Origin of the sequence: Nocardia sp. NPDC051833, assembly GCF_040681225.1 — a bacterium.
Lineage (GTDB): Bacteria > Actinomycetota > Actinomycetes > Mycobacteriales > Mycobacteriaceae > Nocardia.
On record NZ_JBFAYK010000001.1, the window covers coordinates 692,228 to 714,403 of the forward strand.

General features: G+C 69.6%; 22 protein-coding genes and 2 tRNA genes. 9 read left to right on the forward strand and 15 right to left on the reverse strand.

Going from position 1 to position 22,176, the window contains the following annotated elements:
• The first annotated feature begins 138 nt into the window (after positions 1-138).
• From rpmB to AB0L91_RS03180, 3 genes are all read left to right on the forward strand, one after another.
• On the forward strand, positions 139-330 hold the full coding sequence (rpmB, locus tag AB0L91_RS03170) for a 50S ribosomal protein L28 (protein WP_011210730.1): 192 nt from the start codon (positions 139-141) through the stop codon (positions 328-330).
• 81 nt (positions 331-411) lie between these two features.
• Positions 412-873, forward strand: a complete 462-nt coding sequence (locus tag AB0L91_RS03175; RefSeq protein ID WP_365007056.1) for a GNAT family N-acetyltransferase — start codon at positions 412-414, stop codon at positions 871-873.
• 9 nt (positions 874-882) lie between these two features.
• The gene (locus AB0L91_RS03180) at positions 883-1,671 is read left to right on the forward strand and encodes an enoyl-CoA hydratase-related protein (protein WP_357344312.1); all 789 of its coding nucleotides are present in this window, start codon (positions 883-885) and stop codon (positions 1,669-1,671) included.
• A 7-nt stretch (positions 1,672-1,678) separates the two neighbouring features.
• Here AB0L91_RS03180 and AB0L91_RS03185 read toward each other — a convergent pair whose 3' ends face one another.
• From AB0L91_RS03185 to AB0L91_RS03195, 3 genes are read right to left on the reverse strand one after another with little or no spacing between them, the layout of a single operon-like run.
• On the reverse strand, positions 1,679-1,930 hold the full coding sequence (locus tag AB0L91_RS03185) for a hypothetical protein (protein WP_365007057.1): 252 nt from the start codon (positions 1,928-1,930) through the stop codon (positions 1,679-1,681).
• 49 nt (positions 1,931-1,979) lie between these two features.
• Positions 1,980-2,663 carry a uracil-DNA glycosylase gene (locus tag AB0L91_RS03190; RefSeq protein ID WP_355282844.1) on the reverse strand — a complete coding sequence of 228 codons (684 nt, stop codon included), beginning with the start codon at positions 2,661-2,663 and terminating at the stop codon, positions 1,980-1,982.
• Between the two features lie 11 nt (positions 2,664-2,674).
• Positions 2,675-3,679, reverse strand: a complete 1,005-nt coding sequence (locus tag AB0L91_RS03195; RefSeq protein WP_365011161.1) for a thiamine-phosphate kinase — start codon at positions 3,677-3,679, stop codon at positions 2,675-2,677.
• Positions 3,680-3,773: 94 nt separating this feature from the next.
• Between AB0L91_RS03195 and AB0L91_RS03200 the strand changes: the two genes are divergently transcribed.
• On the forward strand, positions 3,774-4,484 hold the full coding sequence (locus AB0L91_RS03200) for a DUF3515 domain-containing protein (RefSeq protein WP_365007058.1): 711 nt from the start codon (positions 3,774-3,776) through the stop codon (positions 4,482-4,484).
• A 37-nt stretch (positions 4,485-4,521) separates the two neighbouring features.
• Here the strand turns inward: AB0L91_RS03200 and AB0L91_RS03205 are convergent, their stop codons facing one another.
• Both AB0L91_RS03205 and AB0L91_RS03210 read right to left on the reverse strand, forming a co-directional pair.
• Positions 4,522-5,616, reverse strand: coding sequence for a D-alanine--D-alanine ligase family protein (locus AB0L91_RS03205; RefSeq protein WP_365007059.1), 1,095 nt, complete (start codon positions 5,614-5,616; stop codon positions 4,522-4,524).
• Positions 5,617-5,659: 43 nt separating this feature from the next.
• Positions 5,660-6,655 carry an NAD(P)H-dependent glycerol-3-phosphate dehydrogenase gene (locus AB0L91_RS03210; protein ID WP_355282836.1) on the reverse strand — a complete coding sequence of 332 codons (996 nt, stop codon included), beginning with the start codon at positions 6,653-6,655 and terminating at the stop codon, positions 5,660-5,662.
• A 31-nt stretch (positions 6,656-6,686) separates the two neighbouring features.
• On the opposite strand from AB0L91_RS03210, the gene cofC reads away from it, so the two are divergent.
• The 3 genes from cofC (at position 6,687) to AB0L91_RS03225 (ending at position 10,549) form a co-directional block, all read left to right on the forward strand.
• Positions 6,687-7,367 carry a 2-phospho-L-lactate guanylyltransferase gene (cofC, locus tag AB0L91_RS03215; protein ID WP_365007060.1) on the forward strand — a complete coding sequence of 227 codons (681 nt, stop codon included), beginning with the start codon at positions 6,687-6,689 and terminating at the stop codon, positions 7,365-7,367.
• A gap of 72 nt (positions 7,368-7,439) precedes the next feature.
• Positions 7,440-9,608 carry an RNA degradosome polyphosphate kinase gene (locus AB0L91_RS03220; protein WP_365007061.1) on the forward strand — a complete coding sequence of 723 codons (2,169 nt, stop codon included), beginning with the start codon at positions 7,440-7,442 and terminating at the stop codon, positions 9,606-9,608.
• 20 nt (positions 9,609-9,628) lie between these two features.
• A complete protein-coding gene (locus AB0L91_RS03225) occupies positions 9,629-10,549 on the forward strand; it encodes a bifunctional NUDIX hydrolase/histidine phosphatase family protein (RefSeq protein WP_365011163.1) in 921 nt (306 codons plus the stop codon).
• 121 nt (positions 10,550-10,670) lie between these two features.
• Here the strand turns inward: AB0L91_RS03225 and AB0L91_RS03230 are convergent, their stop codons facing one another.
• The 3 genes from AB0L91_RS03230 to leuC form a co-directional block, all read right to left on the reverse strand.
• Positions 10,671-11,345, reverse strand: coding sequence for an HU family DNA-binding protein (locus AB0L91_RS03230; RefSeq protein WP_357344301.1), 675 nt, complete (start codon positions 11,343-11,345; stop codon positions 10,671-10,673).
• A 156-nt stretch (positions 11,346-11,501) separates the two neighbouring features.
• Positions 11,502-12,110, reverse strand: coding sequence for a 3-isopropylmalate dehydratase small subunit (gene leuD / locus AB0L91_RS03235; RefSeq protein WP_355282825.1), 609 nt, complete (start codon positions 12,108-12,110; stop codon positions 11,502-11,504).
• 32 nt (positions 12,111-12,142) lie between these two features.
• Positions 12,143-13,567, reverse strand: a complete 1,425-nt coding sequence (gene leuC, locus AB0L91_RS03240; RefSeq protein WP_355282822.1) for a 3-isopropylmalate dehydratase large subunit — start codon at positions 13,565-13,567, stop codon at positions 12,143-12,145.
• 63 nt (positions 13,568-13,630) lie between these two features.
• On the opposite strand from leuC, the gene AB0L91_RS03245 reads away from it, so the two are divergent.
• The gene (locus AB0L91_RS03245; protein ID WP_218719237.1) at positions 13,631-14,332 is read left to right on the forward strand and encodes an IclR family transcriptional regulator; all 702 of its coding nucleotides are present in this window, start codon (positions 13,631-13,633) and stop codon (positions 14,330-14,332) included.
• Between the two features lie 44 nt (positions 14,333-14,376).
• Here AB0L91_RS03245 and AB0L91_RS03250 read toward each other — a convergent pair.
• From AB0L91_RS03250 to AB0L91_RS03265, 4 genes are all read right to left on the reverse strand, one after another.
• Positions 14,377-14,449, reverse strand: a tRNA-Glu gene (locus AB0L91_RS03250).
• A gap of 28 nt (positions 14,450-14,477) precedes the next feature.
• Positions 14,478-14,549 (reverse strand) — tRNA-Gln (locus AB0L91_RS03255).
• 178 nt (positions 14,550-14,727) lie between these two features.
• Positions 14,728-16,203, reverse strand: coding sequence for a glutamate--tRNA ligase (gene gltX, locus AB0L91_RS03260; protein ID WP_365007062.1), 1,476 nt, complete (start codon positions 16,201-16,203; stop codon positions 14,728-14,730).
• A gap of 18 nt (positions 16,204-16,221) precedes the next feature.
• Entirely contained in the window at positions 16,222-16,995 is a 774-nt protein-coding gene (locus tag AB0L91_RS03265; protein WP_355282817.1) for a fumarylacetoacetate hydrolase family protein, read from the reverse strand.
• Between the two features lie 332 nt (positions 16,996-17,327).
• On the opposite strand from AB0L91_RS03265, the gene AB0L91_RS03270 reads away from it, so the two are divergent.
• The gene (locus AB0L91_RS03270; RefSeq protein ID WP_357345678.1) at positions 17,328-18,485 is read left to right on the forward strand and encodes an MFS transporter; all 1,158 of its coding nucleotides are present in this window, start codon (positions 17,328-17,330) and stop codon (positions 18,483-18,485) included.
• A 60-nt stretch (positions 18,486-18,545) separates the two neighbouring features.
• Here the strand turns inward: AB0L91_RS03270 and AB0L91_RS03275 are convergent, their stop codons facing one another.
• The 3 genes from AB0L91_RS03275 to serA all read right to left on the reverse strand — a co-directional run bounded on the left by AB0L91_RS03275 (position 18,546) and on the right by serA (position 22,053).
• Entirely contained in the window at positions 18,546-19,106 is a 561-nt protein-coding gene (locus AB0L91_RS03275) for a Uma2 family endonuclease (protein WP_365007063.1), read from the reverse strand.
• Between the two features lie 222 nt (positions 19,107-19,328).
• On the reverse strand, positions 19,329-20,336 hold the full coding sequence (locus AB0L91_RS03280; RefSeq protein ID WP_365007064.1) for a 3-isopropylmalate dehydrogenase: 1,008 nt from the start codon (positions 20,334-20,336) through the stop codon (positions 19,329-19,331).
• A 118-nt stretch (positions 20,337-20,454) separates the two neighbouring features.
• Positions 20,455-22,053, reverse strand: a complete 1,599-nt coding sequence (gene serA, locus AB0L91_RS03285) for a phosphoglycerate dehydrogenase (RefSeq protein WP_355282809.1) — start codon at positions 22,051-22,053, stop codon at positions 20,455-20,457.
• Positions 22,054-22,176: the final 123 nt, after the last annotated feature.

The window sequence follows — 22,176 nt, forward strand, 5'->3', positions numbered from 1 at the left end:
ACCCTTGCAGGGTTGCCTCGCGCGGCCATCCGGTCTGCGCTGGCCGACGCGAGTCGGCAAGGCATTTGACGACATCAGTTTCCGGTACAGCGGGCATCCGTGCGCGCTGACCGCTTATGACATGAAGGAGCTCGCGACATGGCTGCCGTTTGCGACGTCTGCGCCAAGGGCCCCGGTTTCGGGAAGTCGGTCTCGCACTCGCACCGGCGCACCAACCGTCGCTGGAACCCGAACATCCAGACCGTGCGTGCGCAGGTTGCCCCTGGCAACACCCGCCGGATGAACGTGTGCACCTCCTGCCTGAAGGCGGGCAAGGTCGTCCGCGGCTGATTCTCAGCCCGTACATTCTGCCGACAGTGCCCCGGCACCCCGCGTGGGTGGTCCGGGGCTTTGTCGTCGCTGGGGGCCGACGTGGCTGACTGGCGCCTCGAGGCACTGACCGCCGAGCGGGTCACCGAGCTCGCCGCCTGCCACATCGCGAGCTGGCGGGAGGCCTACGACGCCCTGGTGCCGGGCCACGTCCTGTCCGGCTTCGATCTCGAACGCTCCGCGCTCACCTGGGAACGCCGCCGCACCGACGGCGCGCACCGGCTGCCGATCGCGCTGGCCGGTGACCGGCTGATCGGCTTCGCCTCGGCGACCGAGTTCGAACTGGAAGCGCTCTACGTCCGCGCGGCCTGGCACGGCACCGGCGTCGCCGACGCCCTGATCGAGTCCGCCGCCCCCGGCTCCCCGTGCACGCTGTGGGTGTTCGGCGACTATCCGCGCGCCCACGCCTTCTATCGCAGACACGGCTTCGCCGACACCGGGGTTCGCCGGGTCGACCCCTTCACGCTGCTGCCCGAACAGTGGTGGCGGCGCGGCGCTCGCTAGGGTGACGCCATGAGTACCACCGAACCGGTCACCGCCGTCACTGTCGTCGACGGCGTCCTGCAGCTGCCGATCGCCACCGCCGCCGCGGGCACCTCGATGAATTTCGACCTGATCAACGCGGGCACCGAGGCCCTGCGCGCCCTCGATCCCGAGGTCGGCGCCGTGCTGCTCACCGGCACCGGCGCCAACTTCTGCGCGGGCGGCAACGTCCACCATTTCGCCGGCGCCGAGGACCGTGGCGCCTACCTGCACCAGCTCGCCTCCGAGCTGCACGACTTCGTGCGCGCGCTGGCCGCGACGCCGGTCCCGGTCGTCGCCTCGGTGCACGGCTGGGCCGCGGGCGCCGGCATGAGCCTGGTGTGCGCCGCCGATATCGCGATCGGTGGCCCGTCGACCAAGCTGCGCCCCGCCTACCCGGGCATCGGCCTGAGCCCCGACGGCGGCATGTCCTGGCTGCTGCCCCGGATCGTCGGGAAGAGCCGGGCCGCCGAGATCCTGCTCACCGACGCCGTGCTCGGCGCCGACGAGGCCGTGCGCCTGGGCATCCTGAGCCGCACCGTCGCCGACGACGAGGTGCGCGCCGAGGCGCTGCGGGTCGCCCAGAGCTTCGTCACCGGCCCCCGCACCACCTACGCGGCCATGAAAAAGCTGCTGGCCCAATCGCCGACGGCGACTCTGGACCAGCAGCTCGATGCCGAACGCGACAGCATCGCCGCCGCCGCGAACGGCGCGACCGGCCGAGAAGGCGTGGATGCCTTCGTCGGCAAGCGCAAGCCCGAGTACCTCGGGCTGAGCTGACTCGACGTCAGCAGGCGGCGCCGAGGGCGCTGAAGGTGTTCTGCAGCAGGCAGGTCACCTTCGCGTTCACGCCGGAGGAGATGGTGGAGGTGCCGGTGGAGGTCCACTCCTCGCCGATCTGGGTGGTGGCGACCGGCGCGGCCTGCTCGTCGTAGGGCTCGAGCGCGAGGCCCGCCGCGTTGGCCGAGGCGGCGCCCGCGGTCAGGGCGGCGGCGACGGCGGCGGTCGCGACGGCGGCGCGAACGGTGGTGATGTGCATCGGGTTGTGCTCCTTCATCATTTTCTTCTGGTGCGGGCGACGCCCCGGGTCAGGGCAGCCGCCAGTCGACGGGTTCGGCTCCGAGTTCGTCGAGCAGTTCGTTGACCCGGGAGAAGGGCCGCGAACCGAAGAATCCGCGCGAGGCCGACAACGGTGAGGGGTGGGCCGATTCGAGGTAGGGGATCTCGGCCTCGGTGAGGGTCGGCTTGAGCGAGCCCGCGTCGCGCCCCCACAGCACGGCGACCAGCGGCTCGTCCCGGGCGACCAGCGCCCGGATGGCCTGTTCGGTGACCGCTTCCCAGCCCTTGCCGCGATGCGAGGCCGGGGTGCCGGGCGTCACGGTGAGCACCCGATTCAGCAGCAGCACGCCCTGATCCGACCACGGGCTCAGGTCACCGCAGGTGGGCGTATCGAAGCCGAGGTCCTTGCTGTACTCGGCGAAGATGTTGGACAGGCTGCGCGGCACCGGCGAGACATCGGGGGCGACAGAGAAACTCAGCCCCATCGCGTGGCCCGGCGTCGGGTAGGGATCCTGGCCGACGATCAGCACGCGCACGGCGTCGAACGGACGGCGGAACGCGCGTAGCACGTTCTCCCCTGCGGGCAGATAGCCCCGGCCCGCGGCATTCTCGGCGCGCAGGAATTCGCCCATCTCGCTGATCCGGTCGGCCACCGGTTCCAGTGCCCGGGCCCAGCCCGGATCGATGATCTCCGACAGTGGTTTGGCACCCATGACCGCACAACCTATCGGTTCCGGGCGCCGGGCGTGGCGCCCGCCCCACGGAACGATTCCCAGCCGGTGCCGCCGGTCGGCGCGACACCGTCCACGGTGACGCCGCTGCCTGCGGTGACGACCCCGATCGGCCGCCAGCCCGGCGGCAGCGCGGTGCCAGCGGGCCAGGTGCCCGCGAAGGCGTGATCCTCGCCGCCGGCCAGAATCCATTGCGCCGCATCGACATCGAGCAGTGCGGCAACCGCGGTCAGTTCGGGGTCCGTCAGTGCCGCGCTGTCCACGTCGACAGCGACGCCCGAGGCGGTCGCGAGATGACCCAGGTCGGCGAGCAGTCCGTCCGAGACGTCGGTGAGCGCGGTCGGCACCGCACCCCCGGCGACATCGAGCACCGCGGCATAGGGCGGCTGCGGGACCCGATGCGTCGCAAGGGCATGCGCGAAGGCCGGATCGGAAGGGTCGGCGTCGCCGGACAATACGGCCAGCCCGGCCCCGGACCACCCGAGTTCGCCCGCCACCGCGACGATGTCGCCGACCTGCGCGCCGGAGCGGGTGAGCGCCGCCTGGCCACCGAGGTCGCCGAACGCGGTCACCGAGACGACCAGCTGGTCGCTGCGCACCAGATCGCCGCCCGCGATGGACCCGCCCGCGCGACCCGCCTCGGCCCACATGCCGTCGGCGATGCCGGTCACCACCGACACGGGGGTGTCGGCCGGGCAGCCGAGCGCGACGACGAACGCCGTCGGGCGCGCGCCCATCGCGACGATGTCGGCGGCGTTCTGCGCGATGGCCTTGCGGCCGATGTCCTCGGGCGCCGACCAGTCGCGGCGGAAGTGCCTGCCCTCGACGAGCATGTCGGTGCTCACCACGAACCGCCCGTCGGGCGCGGCGACCAGCGCGGCGTCGTCACCGGGCCCGAGCAGCACGTGCGGCGCCTGCTCGCGGTTCGCGGTGATCCGGTCGATCAGGGCGAACTCACCCAGCTCACGCACCGTCTGCGGACGGCTGTCCTCGCTGATGACCGGCCCCTTCCCAGTGTGCTGCTGACCGACGAAATCGCCCCGACGGTACCCTTTCGGAGGCGATCGGACACAACGGAAGGACCAGACGGTTATGGCGGCGGATTCGTCGGACCCGACAGCGGCGGACGACCGGGACGACACGTCCCCGGGTGGCGACACCCCCGAAGCCACGACCGACCAGTCCGCGACCAGCTCGGCGGACGCGAGTTCCACCGACAGCGTCGCGAAGCCGGGCACCGACGCCGACACGGATGCGGACGACGACGATGCGTCGACGCCCTACTCCCCCGCGCTCATCGCCACCGCCGTCGCCCTGCCGATCGTGCTGATCGTCGGCGTCCTCGTCGCCGCCGTCATCGCCCTGCGCGCCCCGGTCGAACGCGAGCCCCTCGCCCTCGGCCCGGTCCCCGCCCCGGCGGCCGACAGCCCGGCCTGCCAGGCGCTGCTCCCGGCCCTGCCCGCCGATCTCGGCGAGTACACCAAGTCCACCCTGGTCGAACCGGCGCCGCCCGCCACCCGGGCCTGGCAGCACCCCGACGGCGGCGAGCCGATCGTGCTGCGCTGCGGCCTGGACCGGCCGCTCGAATTCAACCGCGCGTCCCCGCTGACGGTGATCGACGGCGTGAAGTGGTTCCAGGTCCGCGACGAGATGGGCAAGGTCGGCACCTGGTTCGCCGTCGACCGCGAGACCTACATCGCCCTGACCGTCCCCGACGGCTCGGGCACCGACGCCATCCAGACCGTGTCCGGGGTGATCACCGCGAATCTCCCCGCCCGCGAACCGACCCCGGGCGAGCTCTGATCTTCGGCGGCCGACAACGTGGTGGTCGAGCCCGCTGTCAGCGCAAACCGGTGCCGCGTGCCACAGCTGTTTCGATCAGCGTCGAGACGAGAGCCGGGTAGTCGACACCGGTCGCCTCCCACATCCGCGGGTACTGCGAGATCGGGGTGAAGCCGGGCATGGTGTTGATCTCGTTGATCACCGGGCCGTCGGCGGTGACGAAGAAGTCGACCCGGGCCAGGCCCTGGCAGTCCAGGGCGCGGAAGGCGCGCACCGACAGCTCACGGATCTGGTCGGCGACCGCGTCGTCGAGCTTGGCCGGGACGTCGAATTCGCAGACGTCGTCGAGGTATTTGGTGGCGAAGTCGTAGAACTCCGGGGCCGCGGCGTCGGCGTCGGGCATCCGGATCTCGGAGACCACGCTGGCCCGCACCTGCCCGTCGGCGAATTCCAGGACGCCGCACTCGACTTCGCGGCCGACGATGCCCGCCTCCACGATCACCTTCGGATCGTGTTCGCGCGCGGCCGCGACGGCGGCGTCCAGATCGGCCCAGTCGGTGATCTTGGTGATGCCGATCGACGACCCGCCGCGCGCGGGCTTCACGAATGCGGGCAAGCCGAGGCGCGCCCGCTCGTCCGCGGTCAGCGTCGCCGTGCCGGGGCGCAGCACCACCTGCACGCCGACGGGCAGCCCCTCGGCGGCCAGCAATTTCTTGGTGAACTCCTTGTCCATGCCCGCCGCACTGGCCAGCACGCCGGCCCCCACGTAGGGGATGCCGGCTAACTCGAGCATGCCCTGGAGCGTGCCGTCCTCGCCGAATGGACCGTGCAGGATCGGGAACACCACATCGACACCGCCCAGCGTGGCGCCGGGATCGTCGAGGGCGACCAGCGCGCCACCGCGGCCCGGGTCGGCGGCCAGGGTGAGCGCGGTGCCCGCCGCGTCGACCGCGGGCAGCGCGTCATGGCTGAGTTCGAGCGCGCCGAGGCCGTCGGCGAGCACCCAGCTGCCGGTGGTGGTGATGCCGATCGGCACCACCTCGTAGCGCTCGGGATCGAGGTTGCGCAGCACACTGCTCGCCGACACACACGAGACGGCGTGCTCGCTGCTGCGCCCGCCGAAAACCACGGCCACCCTGATCCGGTTCGTCATGAACGTCACCGTAACCGGTCGGCCGACCTGCGGCGCTATCGACCTACTCGGGTTTGATCCGCCTGCCGAGCAAACTGTCGACCGCCTCGCTGACCGAAAGACCCTCGTGACACACCCGGTGCACCGCGTCGGTCAGCGGCATCTCCACGTCGTGCGCGGCCGCCAGGGCCCGCACCGATGTGCACGACTTCACACCCTCGGCCACCTGCCCATTGGTCGCCTCCTGCGCCGCCTGCATCGACCCGCCCGCGCCGAGCACGTGCCCGAAGGACCGGTTGCGCGACAGCGGCGAGGTGCAGGTGGCCACGAGATCGCCGACCCCGGCCAGCCCGGCCAGGGTGACCGGCTGCGCGCCGAGCGCGACCCCGAGCCGGATGACCTCGGCCAGCCCGCGGGTGATCAGGCTGGCGATCGTGTTGTCGCCGAGCCCCATCCCCGAGGCGATGCCGCACGCCAGCGCGATGACGTTCTTGCACGCGCCACCGATCTCGCAGCCGATCACGTCGGTGTTGGTGTACGGCCGGAAATACCCGGTGGCGCAGGCCCGCTGCGCGGCCCCGGCCCGCTCGGTGTCGCTGCACGCGATCACGGTGGCCGCGGGCTGCCGTTCGACGATCTCGCCCGCGAGATTCGGGCCCGACAGCACCGCGATGCGGCCCGGCTCGGCCCCGGTCACCTCGGCGATCACCTGGCTCATCCGCAGCAGCGTGCCGGTCTCGATGCCCTTGGCCAGGCTCAGCAGGGTGGCGTCGGGGTCGATGTCGCCCTTCCACCGGTCCAGATTCGCGCGCAGCGACTGCGAGGGCACCGCGAGGACGACCAGGTCGGCGCCGTCGAGCGCGGCCCGGTGATCGTCGGTGGCGCGCACGGGTGGCAACTGCACGCCGGGCAGGTAGAACGGATTGCGGTGCTCGCTGTCGAGCGCCTGCGCCACCTCGCTCCGTCTGGCCCAGATCGTGACCTCGGTCCCCGCCTCAGCCAACACCTTCGCGAACGCGGTGCCCCACGACCCCGCACCCATAACCGCCGCCCTCGTCATCAGCTCAATATGCCATGTAAGGATTGATGTCATGCGTCCGCACACCGTGCACGCCGTGATGGCGGTCAAGCACATCGATCGGGCCAAGAGCAGGCTGGCCGACGTGCTGACTCCCGAGCAGCGCGGTCAGCTGGTGCTGGCCATGTTCGCCGATACCGTCGTGGCCGCGACCGCCGTGCCGGAGGTGCTGTCGCTGACGGTGGTCACCCCCGATCCGGTCGTCGCGGCCCGCGCCCGCGAGCTCGGCGCGCACGTCCTCGACGAGCCGGCCGGCGCCCCCGATCCGCTCAACGCGGCGCTGTCCGCGGGCGCGGCCGACGTGCGCGACCGGCACGGCCCGGCCCATCTGCTGGCGCTGCAAGCGGATTTGCCCGCATTACGCCCGGCCGAACTGGCCGACCTGCTCACCGTCGCCCCCGACGGCGTCCGCTCGGTGGTGATCGACCACACCGGGACCGGCACCGCGGCATTACTGGTCCGCGATACCACCGCCGCGCTGGCGCCCCGATTCGGCGCCGACTCCGCGCACGCGCACCGCGCCGACGGCGCGCGAGCGCTCGCCGGACACTGGCCCGGCCTGCGGTGCGACGTGGATACCCCCGCCGACCTCGCCACCGTCCACGGGCTCGGCGTCGGCCCGCACACCACGCGCACGCTCCGCGAATTCGGGCTGTCCGGTCACCTGGGTGATCCCGTTCGCACCGTGTGCTAGCCGATCGCCGCCACTGACCAGGATCGGACGAACGCGGCAACGTCATACTGCGGACTGCCCGGTTCGTAGGGGATGATTGACAGCGTGAGCGATACGGAAACCATCAAGCAGCAGTCTCCGATTTCCCCGCCACCTGCGGCCGCCACCGCCTCGGGCGGTGACCCGACGGCGCAGCGATTGCCCAGAGATCGCTACCTCAACCGCGAGCTGAGCTGGCTGGACTTCAACGCCCGCGTGCTGGCCCTCGCCGAGGACGCCTCGTTACCGCTGCTCGAACGCGCCAAGTTCCTGGCGATCTTCGCCTCGAACCTCGACGAGTTCTACATGGTCCGGGTCGCCGGCCTGAAACGCCGTGCCGAGACCGGCCTGTCCGTGCGCTCCGCCGACGGCCGCTCCCCGTCGGAACAGCTGGAGATGATCGCCGCCCGCGCCCAGGAACTCGCCGAGCGGCACGCGCACGTGTTCCTCGACGAGGTGAACCCGGCGCTGGCCGCGGAGGGCGTCGACCTCATCGGCTGGGCCGATCTCGACGACGATGAACGGCAACGGCTCTCGGGCTACTTCACCGATCAGGTGTTCCCCGTGCTCACCCCGCTGGCCGTCGACCCGGCGCACCCGTTCCCCTATATCTCCGGCCTGAGCCTCAACCTCGCGGTGACGGTGAAGGACACGGGCACCGGCGGCGAGCACTTCGCCCGCGTGAAGGTGCCCGACAACGTCGACCGGTTCGTGCGCGTGCGCCGCACCAAGGCACCCTCGGCGATCGCGGCGTTCCTGCCGATGGAAGACCTCATCGCCGCGCACCTGGACCTGCTGTTCCCCGGCCTGACCGTCGTCGAGACGCATTCGTTCCGGATCACCCGCAACGCCGACTTCGAGGTCGACGAGGACCGCGACGAAGACCTGCTGCAGGCGATGGAACGCGAACTCGCGCGGCGCCGTTTCGGCAAGCCGGTGCGGCTCGAGGTCTCCGACGACATGACCGAGCACATGCTGGAGTTGCTACTACGGGAGCTCGAGGTCGACCCCGCCGACGTCATCCAGGTGCCCGGCCTGCTCGACCTGTCCTGCCTGTGGCAGGTCTACGGCGTCGACCGGCCCGATCTCAAGGACGCGCCGTACGTTCCGGCCACTCCGGCGGCCTTCGGCGAGCGCGAGACGCCACGCAATGTCTTCGCGGCGCTGCGCGAGGGCGACGTGCTGGTGCACCACCCCTACGACTCGTTCTCCACCAGCGTGCAGCGCTTCATCGAGCAGGCCGCGGCCGATCCGCAGGTGCTGGCGATCAAGCAGACGCTGTACCGCACCTCCGGTGACTCGCCCATCATCAACGCGCTGATCGAGGCCGCCGAGGCGGGCAAGCAGGTCGTCGCGCTGGTCGAGATCAAGGCCCGTTTCGACGAGCAGGCCAACATCAAATGGGCCCGCGCGCTGGAACAGGCGGGCGTGCACGTGGTCTACGGCCTCATCGGCCTCAAGACCCACTGCAAGACCTGCCTGGTGGTGCGGCGCGAGGGTTCGACCATCCGCCGCTACTGCCACATCGGCACCGGCAACTACAACCCGAAGACCGCGCGCCTGTACGAGGACGTCGGGTTGTTCACCGCCGCACCGGAGATCGGCGCCGATCTGACCGACCTGTTCAACTCGCTGACCGGGTACTCCCGCAAGGAGGACTACCGGAATCTGATGGTCGCCCCGCTGGGTGTGCGGGCGGGCATCATCGAGCGGATCGACCGCGAGATCGAGCTGGCCGGGGAGGGCTTCGACGCCCGGATCCGGCTCAAGGCCAACGCGATCGTCGACGAGCAGATCATCGACGCGCTCTACCGGGCCTCCCAGGCGGGCGTGCCGGTGCAGATCGTGGTGCGCGGCATCTGCGGCCTGCGTCCCGGCGTGCCGGGCCTGAGCGAGAACATCGAGGTGCGCTCGATCCTGGGCCGGTTCCTGGAGCACTCCAGGGTGATCGAGTTCCGGGCCCAGGAGCAGACCTGGATCGGCAGCGCCGACATGATGCACCGCAATCTGGACCGCCGCGTCGAGGTCATGGTGCAGGTGAAGGATCCGCGCCTGGTCGAACAGCTGGCCGTGGTGTTCGATTCGGCGCTGGATCCGATGACCCGCTGCTGGGTGCTCGGCCCGGACGGCACCTGGCAGGCCAGCCCCACCGACGCCGACGCCGATCAGGTGCGCGATCACCAGCAGTTCCTGATGCGCCTGCGCCGTCCCGATCAGCCGTGAGCAAGGACGCACAGACCGCGATGCATGATCCCCGGGTCCGACCCAATATCCATGCCGCGGGCGCGGTCCTGTGGCGCGAGAGCGCCACGGGGCCCGAGATCGCGGTGATCCACCGGCCCAAGTACGGCGACTGGTCGCTGCCCAAGGGCAAGCTCGACCCCGGGGAGACCCCGGTGGTCGCCGCGGTGCGCGAGGTCGGCGAGGAAACCGGCCTGCCGTGCACGCTGGGGCGCTATCTCGGGCACGTCACCTATCCGATTCCCGGCCACCGCCAGCTCAAGCGGGTCGACTACTGGGCCGCGGAGGCGGCGGCGGGCGAGTTCGCCGTCAACGCCGAGGTCGACCAGCTGCGCTGGTTCCCGCTCGACCGGGTGATGGATCAGCTGTCGTATCCGATGGACCGTCAGGTCATCCGGATGTTCGCCCGGCTGCCCGCGCGGACGAACACGGTGCTGCTGGTCCGCCACGCCAAGGCCGGCAAGCGCGCGCGTTTCGACGGGCCCGACGAGTTGCGCCCGCTCGAGCCCGCCGGCGAGCAGCAGGCGAAGGCTTTGACACCGAATCTGCTGGCGTTCGGCGCATCCGAGATCCATTCGGCCGATCCGCTGCGCTGTATCCAAACCGTGACCCCGTTGGCGGAACAGTTGAACGCCGAAATCAATTGCGAGCCAATGTTTTCCGAGCAAGGTTACGATTCAGCGAAAAGCGCCGCGCAGCAACGATTTCTGTCGCTGGTAACGGATCGGGGTGTGCCGGTGGTGTGCAGCCAGGGCGGGGTGATTCCGGATCTGACGCAGTGGCTCGCCGAGCGGGGTGGGCTCACCCTGCCGCCCGCGCGCAATCGCAAGGGCAGCGTCTGGGCATTGTCGTTCGTTGCGGACCGATTGGTCGCGGCCGACCATATGGACCGCTCGCTCTCGACGGGAATCGTCACCGCCTGAGTCGCGCGCAGCACCCCCGAAACAGCCGAAACGGCCCCGGATTCCCGGGGCCGTTCTCGGTCCAGTGGTGGGTGATGCGGCCTACGTGCACATTCCCCGACCCGATCCCGCTGCGGCGGGATCAACGAGCACGACGGGTGGCTGTCTTCTTCGCAGCAGTCTTCTTGGCAGGAGCCTTCTTGGCGGCCGTGGTCTTGGCCGCGGTGACCTTCTTGGCCGGCGCCTTCTTGGCCGCCGCCGTGACCTTCTTGGCCGGAGCCTTCTTGGCCGCGGTCACTTTCTTTGCCGCTGTGGTCTTCTTGGCGGCGGTGGCCTTCTTCGCTGCCGCCGTCGTGGTCTTCTTGGCGGCGGGTGCCTTCGTGGCTGCCTTACGGGCGGTGGTCTTGGCCGGACCCTTCGACGGCGTCGCCTTCTTGGCGGCGGTCTTCTTGGCCGCCGTCTTCTTGGCTGCCGCCTTCTTCGCCGCCACCGGGGCGTTCACGCCACGCTTGACGGCGGGCCCGGACGCGGCCAGCTTCTGCTTACCCGCGATCACCGCCTTGAACTGAGCGCCCGGCCGGAAGGCAGGCACCGAAGTCGCCTTGACCTTCACGGTTTCGCCGGTACGCGGGTTGCGGGCAACCCTGGGGGCACGCTTGCGCTGTTCGAACACACCGAATCCGGTGATGGTGACGCTTTGACCTTTGTGCACGGCGCGAACGATGGTATCGACCACGTTCTCGACAGCCGCAGTTGCCGTGCGCCTGTCCGTACCCAACTTTTCGGTCAGAACGTCGATCAGTTCCGCCTTGTTCATTGAATCCTCCGCAGACTAATGGCCCGTCGTCGGACCGACTAGGTACCACGGTAAACCCAGTTTGAGCAAGAGTCTATGTGCCACGCCAAAATTCATGTGGTTTAGCACACGTCCAGCTACCGCCCCCAGGGAAGCGCCACTAACCGTCCCAGGTGATTACGCCTGCGAAATAGGCTCCGGCAGCGTCACGGGTTTCCATGACGGCCTTCCCTTTTCGAACTCGCCGATGACGTCGGCCTGCCGCAGCGTGAGGCCGATGTCGTCCAAACCCTCCAGCAGACGCCACCGGGTGTAGTCGTCAATTTCGAACGGCAACACGACGGTTCCCGCCGTCACGGTGCGTGCGGTCAGGTCGACAACCAATTCGAGGCCGGGCTGTTCCTCGATCAGCTTCCACAGCATTTCGACATCGTTCTGTGACATCTGCGCGGCCACCAGGCCGCCCTTCCCCGCATTCCCGCGGAAGATGTCGGCGAAACGCGACGAGATGACCACCCGAAAGCCGTAGTCCGACAGCGCCCACACCGCGTGCTCTCGCGACGATCCGGTGCCGAAATCCGGCCCGGCCACCAGCACGCTGCCGTGGCGGTACGGCTCGGTGTTCAGAATGAAGTCCGGATCGGCCCGCCAACCGGCGAACAAGCCGTCCTCGAAACCCGTGCGGGTCACTCGCTTCAGGTAAACGGCCGGGATGATCTGGTCGGTGTCGACATTGGACCGGCGCAGCGGGACCCCGATGCCTTTGTGAACAGTGAAGGCTTCCATAACGATTCTCCTTCGATCGTGGTGGTCGGGGCTCAGGCCAGATCGGCGGGCGAGGACAGGGTCCCGCGGACCGCCGTGGCGGCCGCGACCAGGGGCGAGACCAGGTGGGTACGGCCACCCTTGCCCTGCCTGCCTTCGAAATTGCGGTTCGACGTCGACGCGCAGCGCTGGCCCGGCTCGAGCTGATCGGGATTCATGCCCAGGCACATCGAGCAGCCCGCCTGGCGCCATTCCGCGCCCGCGGCGGTGAAAATCTCGCCGAGTCCTTCTTTTTCCGCCTGGGCGCGCACCTTCATGGAGCCGGGAACGACCAGCATTCGCACGCCGTCGGCCACATGACGGCCCTTCAGCACATCGGCGACGGCCCGCAAATCCTCGATCCGGCCGTTGGTGCAGGATCCGACGAAAACGGTGTCGACGGTGACCTCACGCAGCGGCATCCCCGGCGTCAGGTCCATGTAGCGCAAGGCCTTCTCGGCGGCGTCGCGCTCGTTCTCGTCGGCGATCTGGGCCGGATCCGGCACGTTCGCGCCCAGCGGCAGGCCCTGACCGGGGTTGGTGCCCCAGGTGACGAACGGGGTCAGCTGGTTCGCGTCGATGTGGACCTCGGCGTCGAAAACCGCGCCGTCGTCGGTCTTCAGTGCCTCCCAGGCGGCCACTGCGGCATCCCAGTCGGCGCCCTGCGGCGCGTGCGGGCGGCCCTTCAGGAATTCGTAGGTCACCGCGTCGGGGGCGATCATGCCGGCGCGAGCGCCCGCCTCGATGGACATGTTGCAGATGGTCATCCGCGCTTCCATCGACAGCTTGCGGATCGCCTCGCCGCGGTACTCCAGCACATAGCCCTGGCCGCCGCCGGTGCCGATCTGGGCGATCACGGCCAGGATCAGGTCCTTGCTCGTGACGCCGGGCGCCAGTTCGCCGTCGACGGTGATGGCCATCGTCTTGAACGGGCGCAGCGACAGCGTCTGGGTGGCCAGCACGTGTTCGACCTCGCTGGTGCCGATGCCCATCGCCAGCGCGCCGAACGCGCCGTGGGTGGAGGTGTGGCTGTCACCGCACACCACGGTCATGCCCGGCTGGGTCAGACCCAGCTGCGGGCCGACCACGTGCACGATGCCCTGCTCGACGTCGCCCATCGGGTGCAGCCGGACGCCGAACTCGGCGCAGTTGCGCCGCAGGGTCTCGACCTGGGTGCGCGAGATCGGGTCGGCGATCGGCTTGTCGATGTCGACGGTGGGGACGTTGTGGTCCTCGGTCGCGATGGTGAGATCGGGCCTGCGCACCGGACGGCCCGCCGCGCGGAGCCCGTCGAAGGCCTGCGGGCTGGTCACCTCGTGCACGAGGTGCAGATCGATGTAGATCAGGTCGGGTTCGCGGGCGGAACCTTCACCTTCGCCGGGGACGACGACGTGCTGGTCCCACACCTTCTCGGCCAGTGTGCGGGCGCGCTCGGCCATTGCTTCATCACCTTTCGACGGACATACTTGGAATCTCAAGATATGAGACGTTAGTATCGTTCTATGAGACAGCATAGCGGTATCGGGGTCCTCGACAAAGCCGTGGCGGTGCTCTATGCCGTCGCGGACGAGCCATGCGGTCTCAACGACCTGTGCACCCGCACCGGCCTGCCCCGCGCCACGGCGCACCGGCTGGCGGTCGGGCTGGAGACGCACCGGCTGCTGGCACGTGACGGCAACGGGCTGTGGCGTCCCGGCCCCGCGCTCACCGAACTGTCGGCGGGGGCCGCCGATCCACTGGTGGAGGCCGCAGGGGCCATTCTGCCCCGCCTGCGGGAGATCACCGGCGAGAGCGTCCAGTTGTACTGCCGTGACGGCAACGCGCGCGTCTGCGTGGCCGCGCTGGAGCCGCCCGTCGGCCTGCGCGACACCGTGCCGGTCGGCTCCCGACTACCGCTCACCGCGGGCTCGGCGGCCAAGGTCCTGATGGCGTGGGCCGATCCGGAGCTCCAGCGCACCGTCCTGGCCGACGCGGTGTTCGGCGACCGCGCGCTGGCCGAGGTGCGCAAGCGGGGCTGGGCGCAGAGCGCGGCCGAACGCGCGCAGGGCGTGGCGAGCGTCTCGGCGCCGGTGCGCGACGCGGCGGGCGTGGTGGTGGCCGCGGTCTCGGTGTCGGGCCCGATCGACCGGATGGGCAGGCGGCCGGGCGCGCGCTGGGCCGCCGATCTGGTCGCCGCCGCCGAGGCGCTGCACAAGCGGCTGTAAACGAAGAAGACCCCCGGTCGAATTCGACCGGGGGTCTTTCTTTGTAGCCCCGACGGGATTTGAACCCGCGCTACCGCCTTGAGAGGGCGGCGTCCTAGGCCGCTAGACGACGGGGCCAGGACGATCTCACCGAAGTGAAATCTTGCTGGGGTACCAGGACTCGAACCTAGAATGGCTGAACCAGAATCAGCTGTGTTGCCAATTACACCATACCCCAAGGATGGAAACGTCCGACCTCCCTCTCACCGGCTGGTTGTCGGTGTTGCGAGGCCGTGTTCCGCGGCGAGGAGAAGATTACCAGCCACAGTGGGGTAAACTACAAATCGCCTGGTCAGAAGCCTATTTTTGGCTGTTTCGACCGTTCCGGGGCGGCGCGGACGCCGCCCCGGACGCACTCACTGCGCGGCGGGTACCCAGCCGCGGGCGGCACGGAGCCGGTCGAGCGAGACCTCGCGGCCGAGCAGCTCCATCGACTCGTAGAGCGGCGGGCTGATGTGCGAGCCCGTCACCGCGACGCGCACCGGCGCGAACGCCTTGCGCGGCTTGAGCCCCAGATCGTCGATCAGCGCCTTCTTCAGCGCCTCTTCCAGGGCCGGCGTGGTCCACTCGGTCAGCGGCTCCACCGCGGCGATGGCGGCGTCGAGCACCGGGTCGGCCTCGGCGCCGAGGTTCTTGGCGCCCGCGGCCTGGTCGATCGCGAACTCCGCCGGCGCCACGAACAGGAATTTCAGCAGGTCCCAGGCGTCGCCGAGCACGACGATGCGGGTCTGCACCAGTTCGGCGGCGGCCAGGAAGGTCTTCTCGTCGATTTCGGCGCCGATATGACCCTGCGCGGTCAGGAACTCGCGCAAACGGTGGCCGAAATCACCCGGCTCGAGCAAACGAATCTGCTCGGCATTGATGGCATCGGCTTTCTTCTGGTCGAATCGGGCCGGATTCGAATTGACCGTCGAAATGTCGAACGCGGCCACCATCTCGGCCATCGAGAACACGTCGCGGTCCTCGGCGATACCCCAGCCGAGCAGGGCCAGGTAATTCAGCAAACCCTCGGGGATGAATCCGCGGTCCCGGTGGACGAACAGATTCGATTCGGGGTCGCGCTTGGACAGCTTCTTGTTGCCCTGGCCCATCACGAACGGCAGGTGACCGAACTGCGGGGTGAACTCCGCGACCCCGATACGCTGCATCGCCGCGTACAACGCGAGCTGGCGCGGCGTCGAGGACAGCAGGTCCTCACCACGCAGCACATGGGTGATCTTCATCAACGCGTCGTCGACCGGATTCACCAGCGTGTAGAGCGGATCGCCATTGCCCCGGGTGAGCGCGAAATCGGGCACGGTGCCGGCCTTGAACGTGGTTTCCCCGCGCACCAGATCATTCCAGCCGAGATCTTCGTCCGGCATCCGCAGCCGGATCACCGCGGGCCTGCCCTCGGCCCGGTAGGCCGCGATCTGCTCGGCGGACAGGTCGCGATCGAAATTGTCGTACCCCAGTTTCGGGTCGCGACCGGCCGCGCGATGGCGCGCCTCGACCTCGTCCGGCGTGGAGAAGGACTCGTAGGCCTCGCCCGCCTCGACCAGCTTGCGCACGACCTCGAGATGCTGATCACGGCGCAGCGACTGCCGGTACGGCTCGTACGGGCCGCCGACCTCGGGGCCCTCGTCCCAGGTCAGGCCCAGCCAGCGCAGCGCGTCCAGGATCGCCCGGTAGGACTCCTCGGAATCGCGTGCGGCGTCGGTGTCTTCGATGCGGAAGACGAAACTGCCGCCGTGATGGCGCGCGTACGCCCAGTTGAACAGTGCCGTGCGGATCAGGCCGACGTGCGGCGTGCCGGTCGGCGACGGGCAGAAACGGACCCGTACTTCAGTCATGACTCTCTCTCCGCGGTATCAGCGCTTGGTGGCAACAGGATTGGTGAGGGTGCCGATGCCCTCGACGGTGACCGACACGTTCTGCCCGGCCGCCAGCGGGCCGACGCCTTCCGGTGTGCCGGTGAGGATCACGTCACCGGGCAGCAGGGTCATCACGGTCGACACCCACTCGATGATCTTCGGGATGTCGTGCAGGAACAGCGACGTGCGGCTGCGCTGGCGGACCTCCCCCTCGACCTCGGTGACGATCTCCAGATCGCTTGGATCGATGGCGGTTTCGATCCACGGGCCGAGCGGGCAGAACGTGTCGTAGCCCTTGCCCCTGGTCCACTGCCCGTCGTGGCGCTGCTGGTCACGGGCGGTGACGTCGTTGGCGACGGTGTAGCCCAGGATGACCTCGGCGGCCTTCGCGGCGGGCACGTCCTTGCACGGACGGCCGATCACCACGGCCAGCTCACCCTCGTAGTCGACCTGGGAAGAGCTGGGCGGCAGGATGATCGGCGCGTTCGGGCCGACGATCGCGGTGTTGGGCTTGAGGAAGATGACCGGGTCGGCCGGCGCCTCGCCGCCCATCTCGGCCGCGTGCGCGGCGTAGTTCTTGCCGATGCAGATCACCTTGCTCGCCAGGATCGGGGCCAGCAGGCGGACATCGGCCAGCGGCCAGCTCCGGCCGGTGAACGTCGGCGAGCCGAACGGGTGTTCGGCGATCTCCTTGGCGGTGGCATCGCTGCCGTCACCTTCGATGCTGACGAACGCGACTCCATCGGGACTGGCAACTCGACCTAAGCGCATGCCCCGGAGTCTATCGAGACGCGCCCACCTGCCCGAACGCGCCCGGGATGCCGGACGCGCGCGGTCATGCGCTCGCGCACCGGGTGCGGGAAAGCTCACACCGATGTGATTCGAAGCCACTGCCCGCCTGCGACATTCGCCACCCGCGCCGCGGCCGCCGGTTGTGATCTGTCAGACACCGAATCGAGGGGCGCCATTCGGCGGTCACGGGTGTACCGTGAACCCAGATGTTCACCACATGAGACATCGATCTCAAATATTGAGATGCAATCGTGCAATCGGGCGAGGTGAGAATCGTGACAGAGGTGCGGCTGACAGCCGAGACGACCAGGATGAGCGACGGCAGACGCTGGCTGATGCTCGCCCTCGGCGTCTTCGCGCAGACCTCGAGCTCGATCTTCATCCACGGCACGCCGTTCCTGCTGCCCGCGCTGACGGCCAGGGGCGATTCACTGGCCGCCGCGGGCGCGCTGGTCGCGCTGCCGACCGTCGGCCTGGTGTGCACGCTGATCGCGTGGGGCTATGTCGTCGACCGGATCGGCGAGCGGGTCGTGCTGGTGGCGGGTACGGCGCTGATGTTCGTGGCCGGTGTCGCCGCCGCGCTGGTGGACAACCCGATCGCCTTCGGCGTGCTGCTGTTCCTGGGCGGTGTCGGCGCGGCCAGTTCCAACGGCGCGAGCGGGCGGGTGATCGTCGGCTGGTTCCCGCCGGACCGGCGCGGTCTGGCCATGGGCATCCGCCAGACCGCGCAGCCGCTGGGTGTCGGCCTGGCCGCGCTGAGCATCCCGTGGGTCGCCACCCAGCACGGCATCCCCGCCGCGCTGCTGGTCCCCGCGCTGATGGCCGGGGTCGCGGCGGTGGGCTGTCTGGTCGGCATCGTCGACCCGCCGCGTCCGCCCGCCAAGGCCGCCGACCGCGCCAACCCCTATCGCGGTGATTCCACGCTGTGGCGGATTCACGCCGTGTCGATCCTGCTGGTCTTCCCGCAGGCCACCCTGTGGACCTTCGCCCTGCTGTGGTTGCACCGGGACCTGGGCTGGTCGCTGGCCGCCGCGGGCGCGCTGATGACGGCCACCCAGTTCCTGGGCGCCGCCGGGCGAATCGGCGCCGGCGCCTGGTCGGACCGGGTCGGCAGCAGGCTGGGCCCGCTGCGTCAGGTGGCGGTGGCCGCCGTCGTGGCGATGGCCGCGCTGACCGTCACCGCCTGGACCGACTGGTGGTGGCTGGCCGTTCCGCTGATGGTCGCGGCATCGGTGATCTCGGTGTCGGACAACGGCTTGGCCTTCACCGCCGTCGCCGAGATCGCGGGCCCGTTCTGGAGCGGCCGCGGCCTGGGCATCCAGAACACCGGCCAGAACCTCGCCATCGCCGCCGTCCCACCGGTTTTCGGCCTGCTGATCACCGCCACCGGCTTCCCCGCCGCCTTCGCCATGGCCGCGATCGCCGCCGCCGCGGCGGTCCCCCTGGTCCCACGAGCGACCGGAAAGTAGCTACCGCACAGCAGAACACCGAAGGCCCGCCCCGGCGAACCGGGGCGGGCCTTCGGTTGTTCAGAATTCGATCAGCTGTGCCGGATCGAACGACACCCGAGTGTCGTCGACGCCAGGGACTTCAGCGGTGAACAGTGCACCGGAGCTCACCGGTGGATCCGCGCGATAAGTTCCGGTATCGGGGTCGAGCCGGAGACGAAGAAGGCGAATGTCGGGCCGGTGCTCCACGATCCAGTACTCCGGAATTCCCAGGTCCGCATACTCACGGACCTTCCGAACCCGGTCGGTGCGCTCGCTACCGCTCCCCGGTGACACCACTTCGACAGCGAGCAACAGGTCCAAACCCGGCAGCAGCTTCGGCACTTCGTCGACGATCACCGCTCTCGCGACATCGCGTGGGACGATCAGTACGTCCGGTTTGCGGACCCCGGTCGGTGTGCTGACTTCCCATTCGCCCCCGTCGAGCACCATCAGGGTGTCGTCGGGCAACGAGTCCTGCAGGATTCCGCCGAGTCGTCGCGCGATCCAGTTGTGCCGAGCCCCCGCAGCCACCTCGACCAACCACCCGTCCTCGAGTTCGAACCCTTTGCCGTCCTCTGGCAGGTCGTGCAGATCGAGCACAGTGTAGGGGCCGTAGCCACTGTCACCGGCAGCGCGGTCCACCGTCATCTCGCCTCCAGATCAGGGCCGCGGGCTCCCCGGGTCGGTCCGGCGCCCGGGCGCGGTATACCCGGTGGATTCAGTCTAGGACGACGTCCCCCGCCATGACACGACCTGGACCGTCGGCGACCGCGAGAGCCCGTTCCAGCGGCATGCCGGAACGGGCTCTCAGGTCCTGCGTCCTCAGACGATGGCGGCGATCCGGTCGCCGACCTCGACGGTGGAGGCGGTGCCGGTGCGCGAGGCCAGGTCCTTGGCGACGGCGGACTCGATGCGGGCCGCGCCCTCGGTGTTGCCGAGGTGGTTGAGCAGCAGCGAGACCGACAGGATGGCGGCGGTGGGGTCGGCCTTGGACTGGCCCGCGATGTCGGGGGCGCTGCCGTGGACCGGCTCGAACATCGACGGGTTCACGCCGGAGGCGTCGATGTTGCCCGAGGCGGCCAGGCCGATGCCACCGCTGACGGCGGCGGCCAGGTCGGTGATGATGTCGCCGAACAGGTTGTCGGTGACGATCACGTCGAAGCGGCCCGGGTCGGTCACCATGTGGATGGTGGCGGCGTCGATGTGCTGGTAGGCGGTCTGCACGTCCGGGAACTCGGCGGCGACCTCGTCGACGGTGCGCTGCCACAGCGAACCGGCGAAGGAGAGCACGTTGTTCTTGTGCACCAGCGTCAGGTGCTTGCGGCGCGCCTGCGCGGTGGCGAAGGCGTAGCGCACCACGCGCTCGATGCCGAAGCGGGTGTTGTTGGAGACCTCGGTGGCCACCTCGTGCGGCGTGCCGACGCGGATCGCGCCGCCGGTGCCGGTGTACGGGCCCTCGGTGCCCTCGCGCACGACGACGAAGTCGATGTCCGGGTTGCCCGAGAGCGGGCTGGTGACGCCGGCGTGCAGCTTCGAGGGCCGCAGGTTCACGTGGTGGTCCAGCGCGAAGCGGGTCTTGAGCAGCAGACCGCGCTCGAGCACGCCGCTGGGCACCGACGGGTCACCGATCGCGCCGAGCAGGATCGCGTCGTGCTGCTTGAGCTCGGGCAGCACCGACTCCGGCAGGATCTCGCCGGTGCGGTGGTAGCGGGCGGCGCCCAGGTCGTATTCGGTCTTCTCGACGCCGGGCGAGACCACGTCGAGCACCTTGAGCGCCTCGGCGATGACCTCGGGACCGATGCCGTCACCGGCGATGACTGCGAGTTTCATGAACTAGCTCCGTTCGAAGTCGGGGCGGATCGTGCCGCGCCGCGGATACAGGAGCGCGCCGTCACCGTGGGGTGACGGCGCGCAGCTGCCGATGTCCCGGCTATCGGGACGTCACAACTCAGGCCAGGTCGACGAGGACGACCTTCGAGGCGCCGACGGCCTCGGCGATCGCGGTCTGCACCTCGGCGGAGACCTCACGGTTGACGCGCAGCACCACGGTGGCGCCCTCGGCGTCCACGTCCTGGCTCAGCTGCGCGGCCAGGATGTCGATCTCGGCCTCGCCCAGCTTGGTGCCGATCTTGCCCAGCGCGCCCGGCTTGTCGCCGTAGTTCAGCACGGCCAGGTTCAGGCCCTCGGCGCGCATGTCGTAGTTGCGGCCGTTGATGTTGACGATCTTCTCGACCAGGCTCGGCTCGGTCAGCGTGCCTGCCACGTTCAGGGTCGAGCCGTCGCCGAACACGGCGCGCAGGTCGACGACGCTGCGGTGGTTCGGGCTCTCGGTGGCAGTGGTGACCTCGGCGGTGATACCGCGCTCCTTGGCCAGCGCCGGGGCGTTGACGAAGGTGACCTGGTCCTCGACCAGCGCCGAGAACACGCCGCGCAGCGCGGACAGCTCCAGCACGGCCACGTCCTGCGAGGCGAGCTCGCCGCGCACCTGCACCTCGACGCTGACGGGCAGCTCGTTGGCGATGGCACCGAGCAGCGCGCCCTGCTTGCGGACGACGTCGAGCCACGGCGCGACGACATCGTTGACCGCGCCACCGGTGACGTTCACCGCACCCGGCACGAACTCACCGGCCAGCGCCAGCAGCACCGACTTGGCGACATCGGTGCCAGCGCGGTCCTGGGCCTCGGCGGTGGAGGCGCCAAGGTGCGGGGTCACGACGACCTCGGGCAGGTCGAACAGGGGGCTGTCGGTGCACGGCTCGGTCTCGAACACGTCCAGGCCGGCGGCCCGCACGTGGCCCGACTTGATGGCGTCGGCCAGCGCCTGCTCGTCGATCAGGCCACCGCGCGCGGCGTTGACGATGATGACGCCCGGCTTGGTCTTGGCCAGGGTCTCGGCGTTGAGCATGCCCTTGGTCTCGGGCGTCTTGGGCAGGTGGATCGAGATGAAGTCGGCGCGCTCGAGCACCTCCTCCAGGCTCAGCAGCTCGATGCCGAGCTGGGCGGCACGCGCGGGCGAGGTGTAGGGGTCGTACGCGACGATCTTGGTCTCGAAGGCCGCCAGACGCTGCGCGAACAGCTGCCCGATGCGGCCGAGGCCGATGACGCCGACGGTCTTGCCGAGGATCTCGACACCGTTGAACTTGCTGCGCTTCCAGGTCTTCTCGCGCAGGGTCGCGTCGGCGGCCGGGATCTGGCGGGCGGCGGCGAGCAGCAGGGTGACCGCGTGCTCGGCGGCGGTGTGGATGTTGGAGGTCGGCGCGTTGACGACCATCACGCCACGCTCGGTGGCGGCGGGCACGTCGACGTTGTCGAGGCCGACGCCGGCACGGGCGACGATCTGGAGCTTCTTGCCCGCCTCGAGCACCTCGGCGTCGACGGTGGTGGCGGAGCGCACGAGCAGCGCGTCGGCCTCGGGGACCGCGGCGAGCAGCGCCGGGCGGTCGGGGCCGTCGACCCAGCGAACCTCGACACCGTCACCGAGCGCGTCGACGGTCGACTGGGCGAGCTTGTCGGCGATCAGAACTACAGGACGGCCTGCTTGGCTCACTGTGGGGTACTCCTGGGGAAGAAAGGGGTCGGCAGTTACCGCCGACCAGAATAGTCGCCGGGGTTCGGGTGCCCTTACCCCCCTGCCCGAAAACCGGGTGAACCCTGGGCGTCGCCCCACCTA

Coding starts and splice junctions, on each gene's coding strand:
- rpmB (WP_011210730.1), top strand. CDS start 139: ATGGCTGCCGTTTGCGACGTCTGCGCCAAGGGCCCCGGTTTCGGGAAG.
- AB0L91_RS03180 (WP_357344312.1), top strand. CDS start 883: ATGAGTACCACCGAACCGGTCACCGCCGTCACTGTCGTCGACGGCGTC.
- AB0L91_RS03185 (WP_365007057.1), bottom strand. CDS start 1,930: ATGCACATCACCACCGTTCGCGCCGCCGTCGCGACCGCCGCCGTCGCC.
- AB0L91_RS03190 (WP_355282844.1), bottom strand. CDS start 2,663: ATGGGTGCCAAACCACTGTCGGAGATCATCGATCCGGGCTGGGCCCGG.
- AB0L91_RS03200 (WP_365007058.1), top strand. CDS start 3,774: ATGGCGGCGGATTCGTCGGACCCGACAGCGGCGGACGACCGGGACGAC.
- AB0L91_RS03205 (WP_365007059.1), bottom strand. CDS start 5,616: ATGACGAACCGGATCAGGGTGGCCGTGGTTTTCGGCGGGCGCAGCAGC.
- AB0L91_RS03210 (WP_355282836.1), bottom strand. CDS start 6,655: ATGACGAGGGCGGCGGTTATGGGTGCGGGGTCGTGGGGCACCGCGTTC.
- cofC (WP_365007060.1), top strand. CDS start 6,687: ATGCGTCCGCACACCGTGCACGCCGTGATGGCGGTCAAGCACATCGAT.
- AB0L91_RS03220 (WP_365007061.1), top strand. CDS start 7,440: ATGATTGACAGCGTGAGCGATACGGAAACCATCAAGCAGCAGTCTCCG.
- AB0L91_RS03225 (WP_365011163.1), top strand. CDS start 9,629: ATGCATGATCCCCGGGTCCGACCCAATATCCATGCCGCGGGCGCGGTC.
- AB0L91_RS03230 (WP_357344301.1), bottom strand. CDS start 11,345: ATGAACAAGGCGGAACTGATCGACGTTCTGACCGAAAAGTTGGGTACG.
- leuD (WP_355282825.1), bottom strand. CDS start 12,110: ATGGAAGCCTTCACTGTTCACAAAGGCATCGGGGTCCCGCTGCGCCGG.
- leuC (WP_355282822.1), bottom strand. CDS start 13,567: ATGGCCGAGCGCGCCCGCACACTGGCCGAGAAGGTGTGGGACCAGCAC.
- AB0L91_RS03245 (WP_218719237.1), top strand. CDS start 13,631: ATGAGACAGCATAGCGGTATCGGGGTCCTCGACAAAGCCGTGGCGGTG.
- gltX (WP_365007062.1), bottom strand. CDS start 16,203: ATGACTGAAGTACGGGTCCGTTTCTGCCCGTCGCCGACCGGCACGCCG.
- AB0L91_RS03265 (WP_355282817.1), bottom strand. CDS start 16,995: ATGCGCTTAGGTCGAGTTGCCAGTCCCGATGGAGTCGCGTTCGTCAGC.
- AB0L91_RS03270 (WP_357345678.1), top strand. CDS start 17,328: ATGAGCGACGGCAGACGCTGGCTGATGCTCGCCCTCGGCGTCTTCGCG.
- AB0L91_RS03280 (WP_365007064.1), bottom strand. CDS start 20,336: ATGAAACTCGCAGTCATCGCCGGTGACGGCATCGGTCCCGAGGTCATC.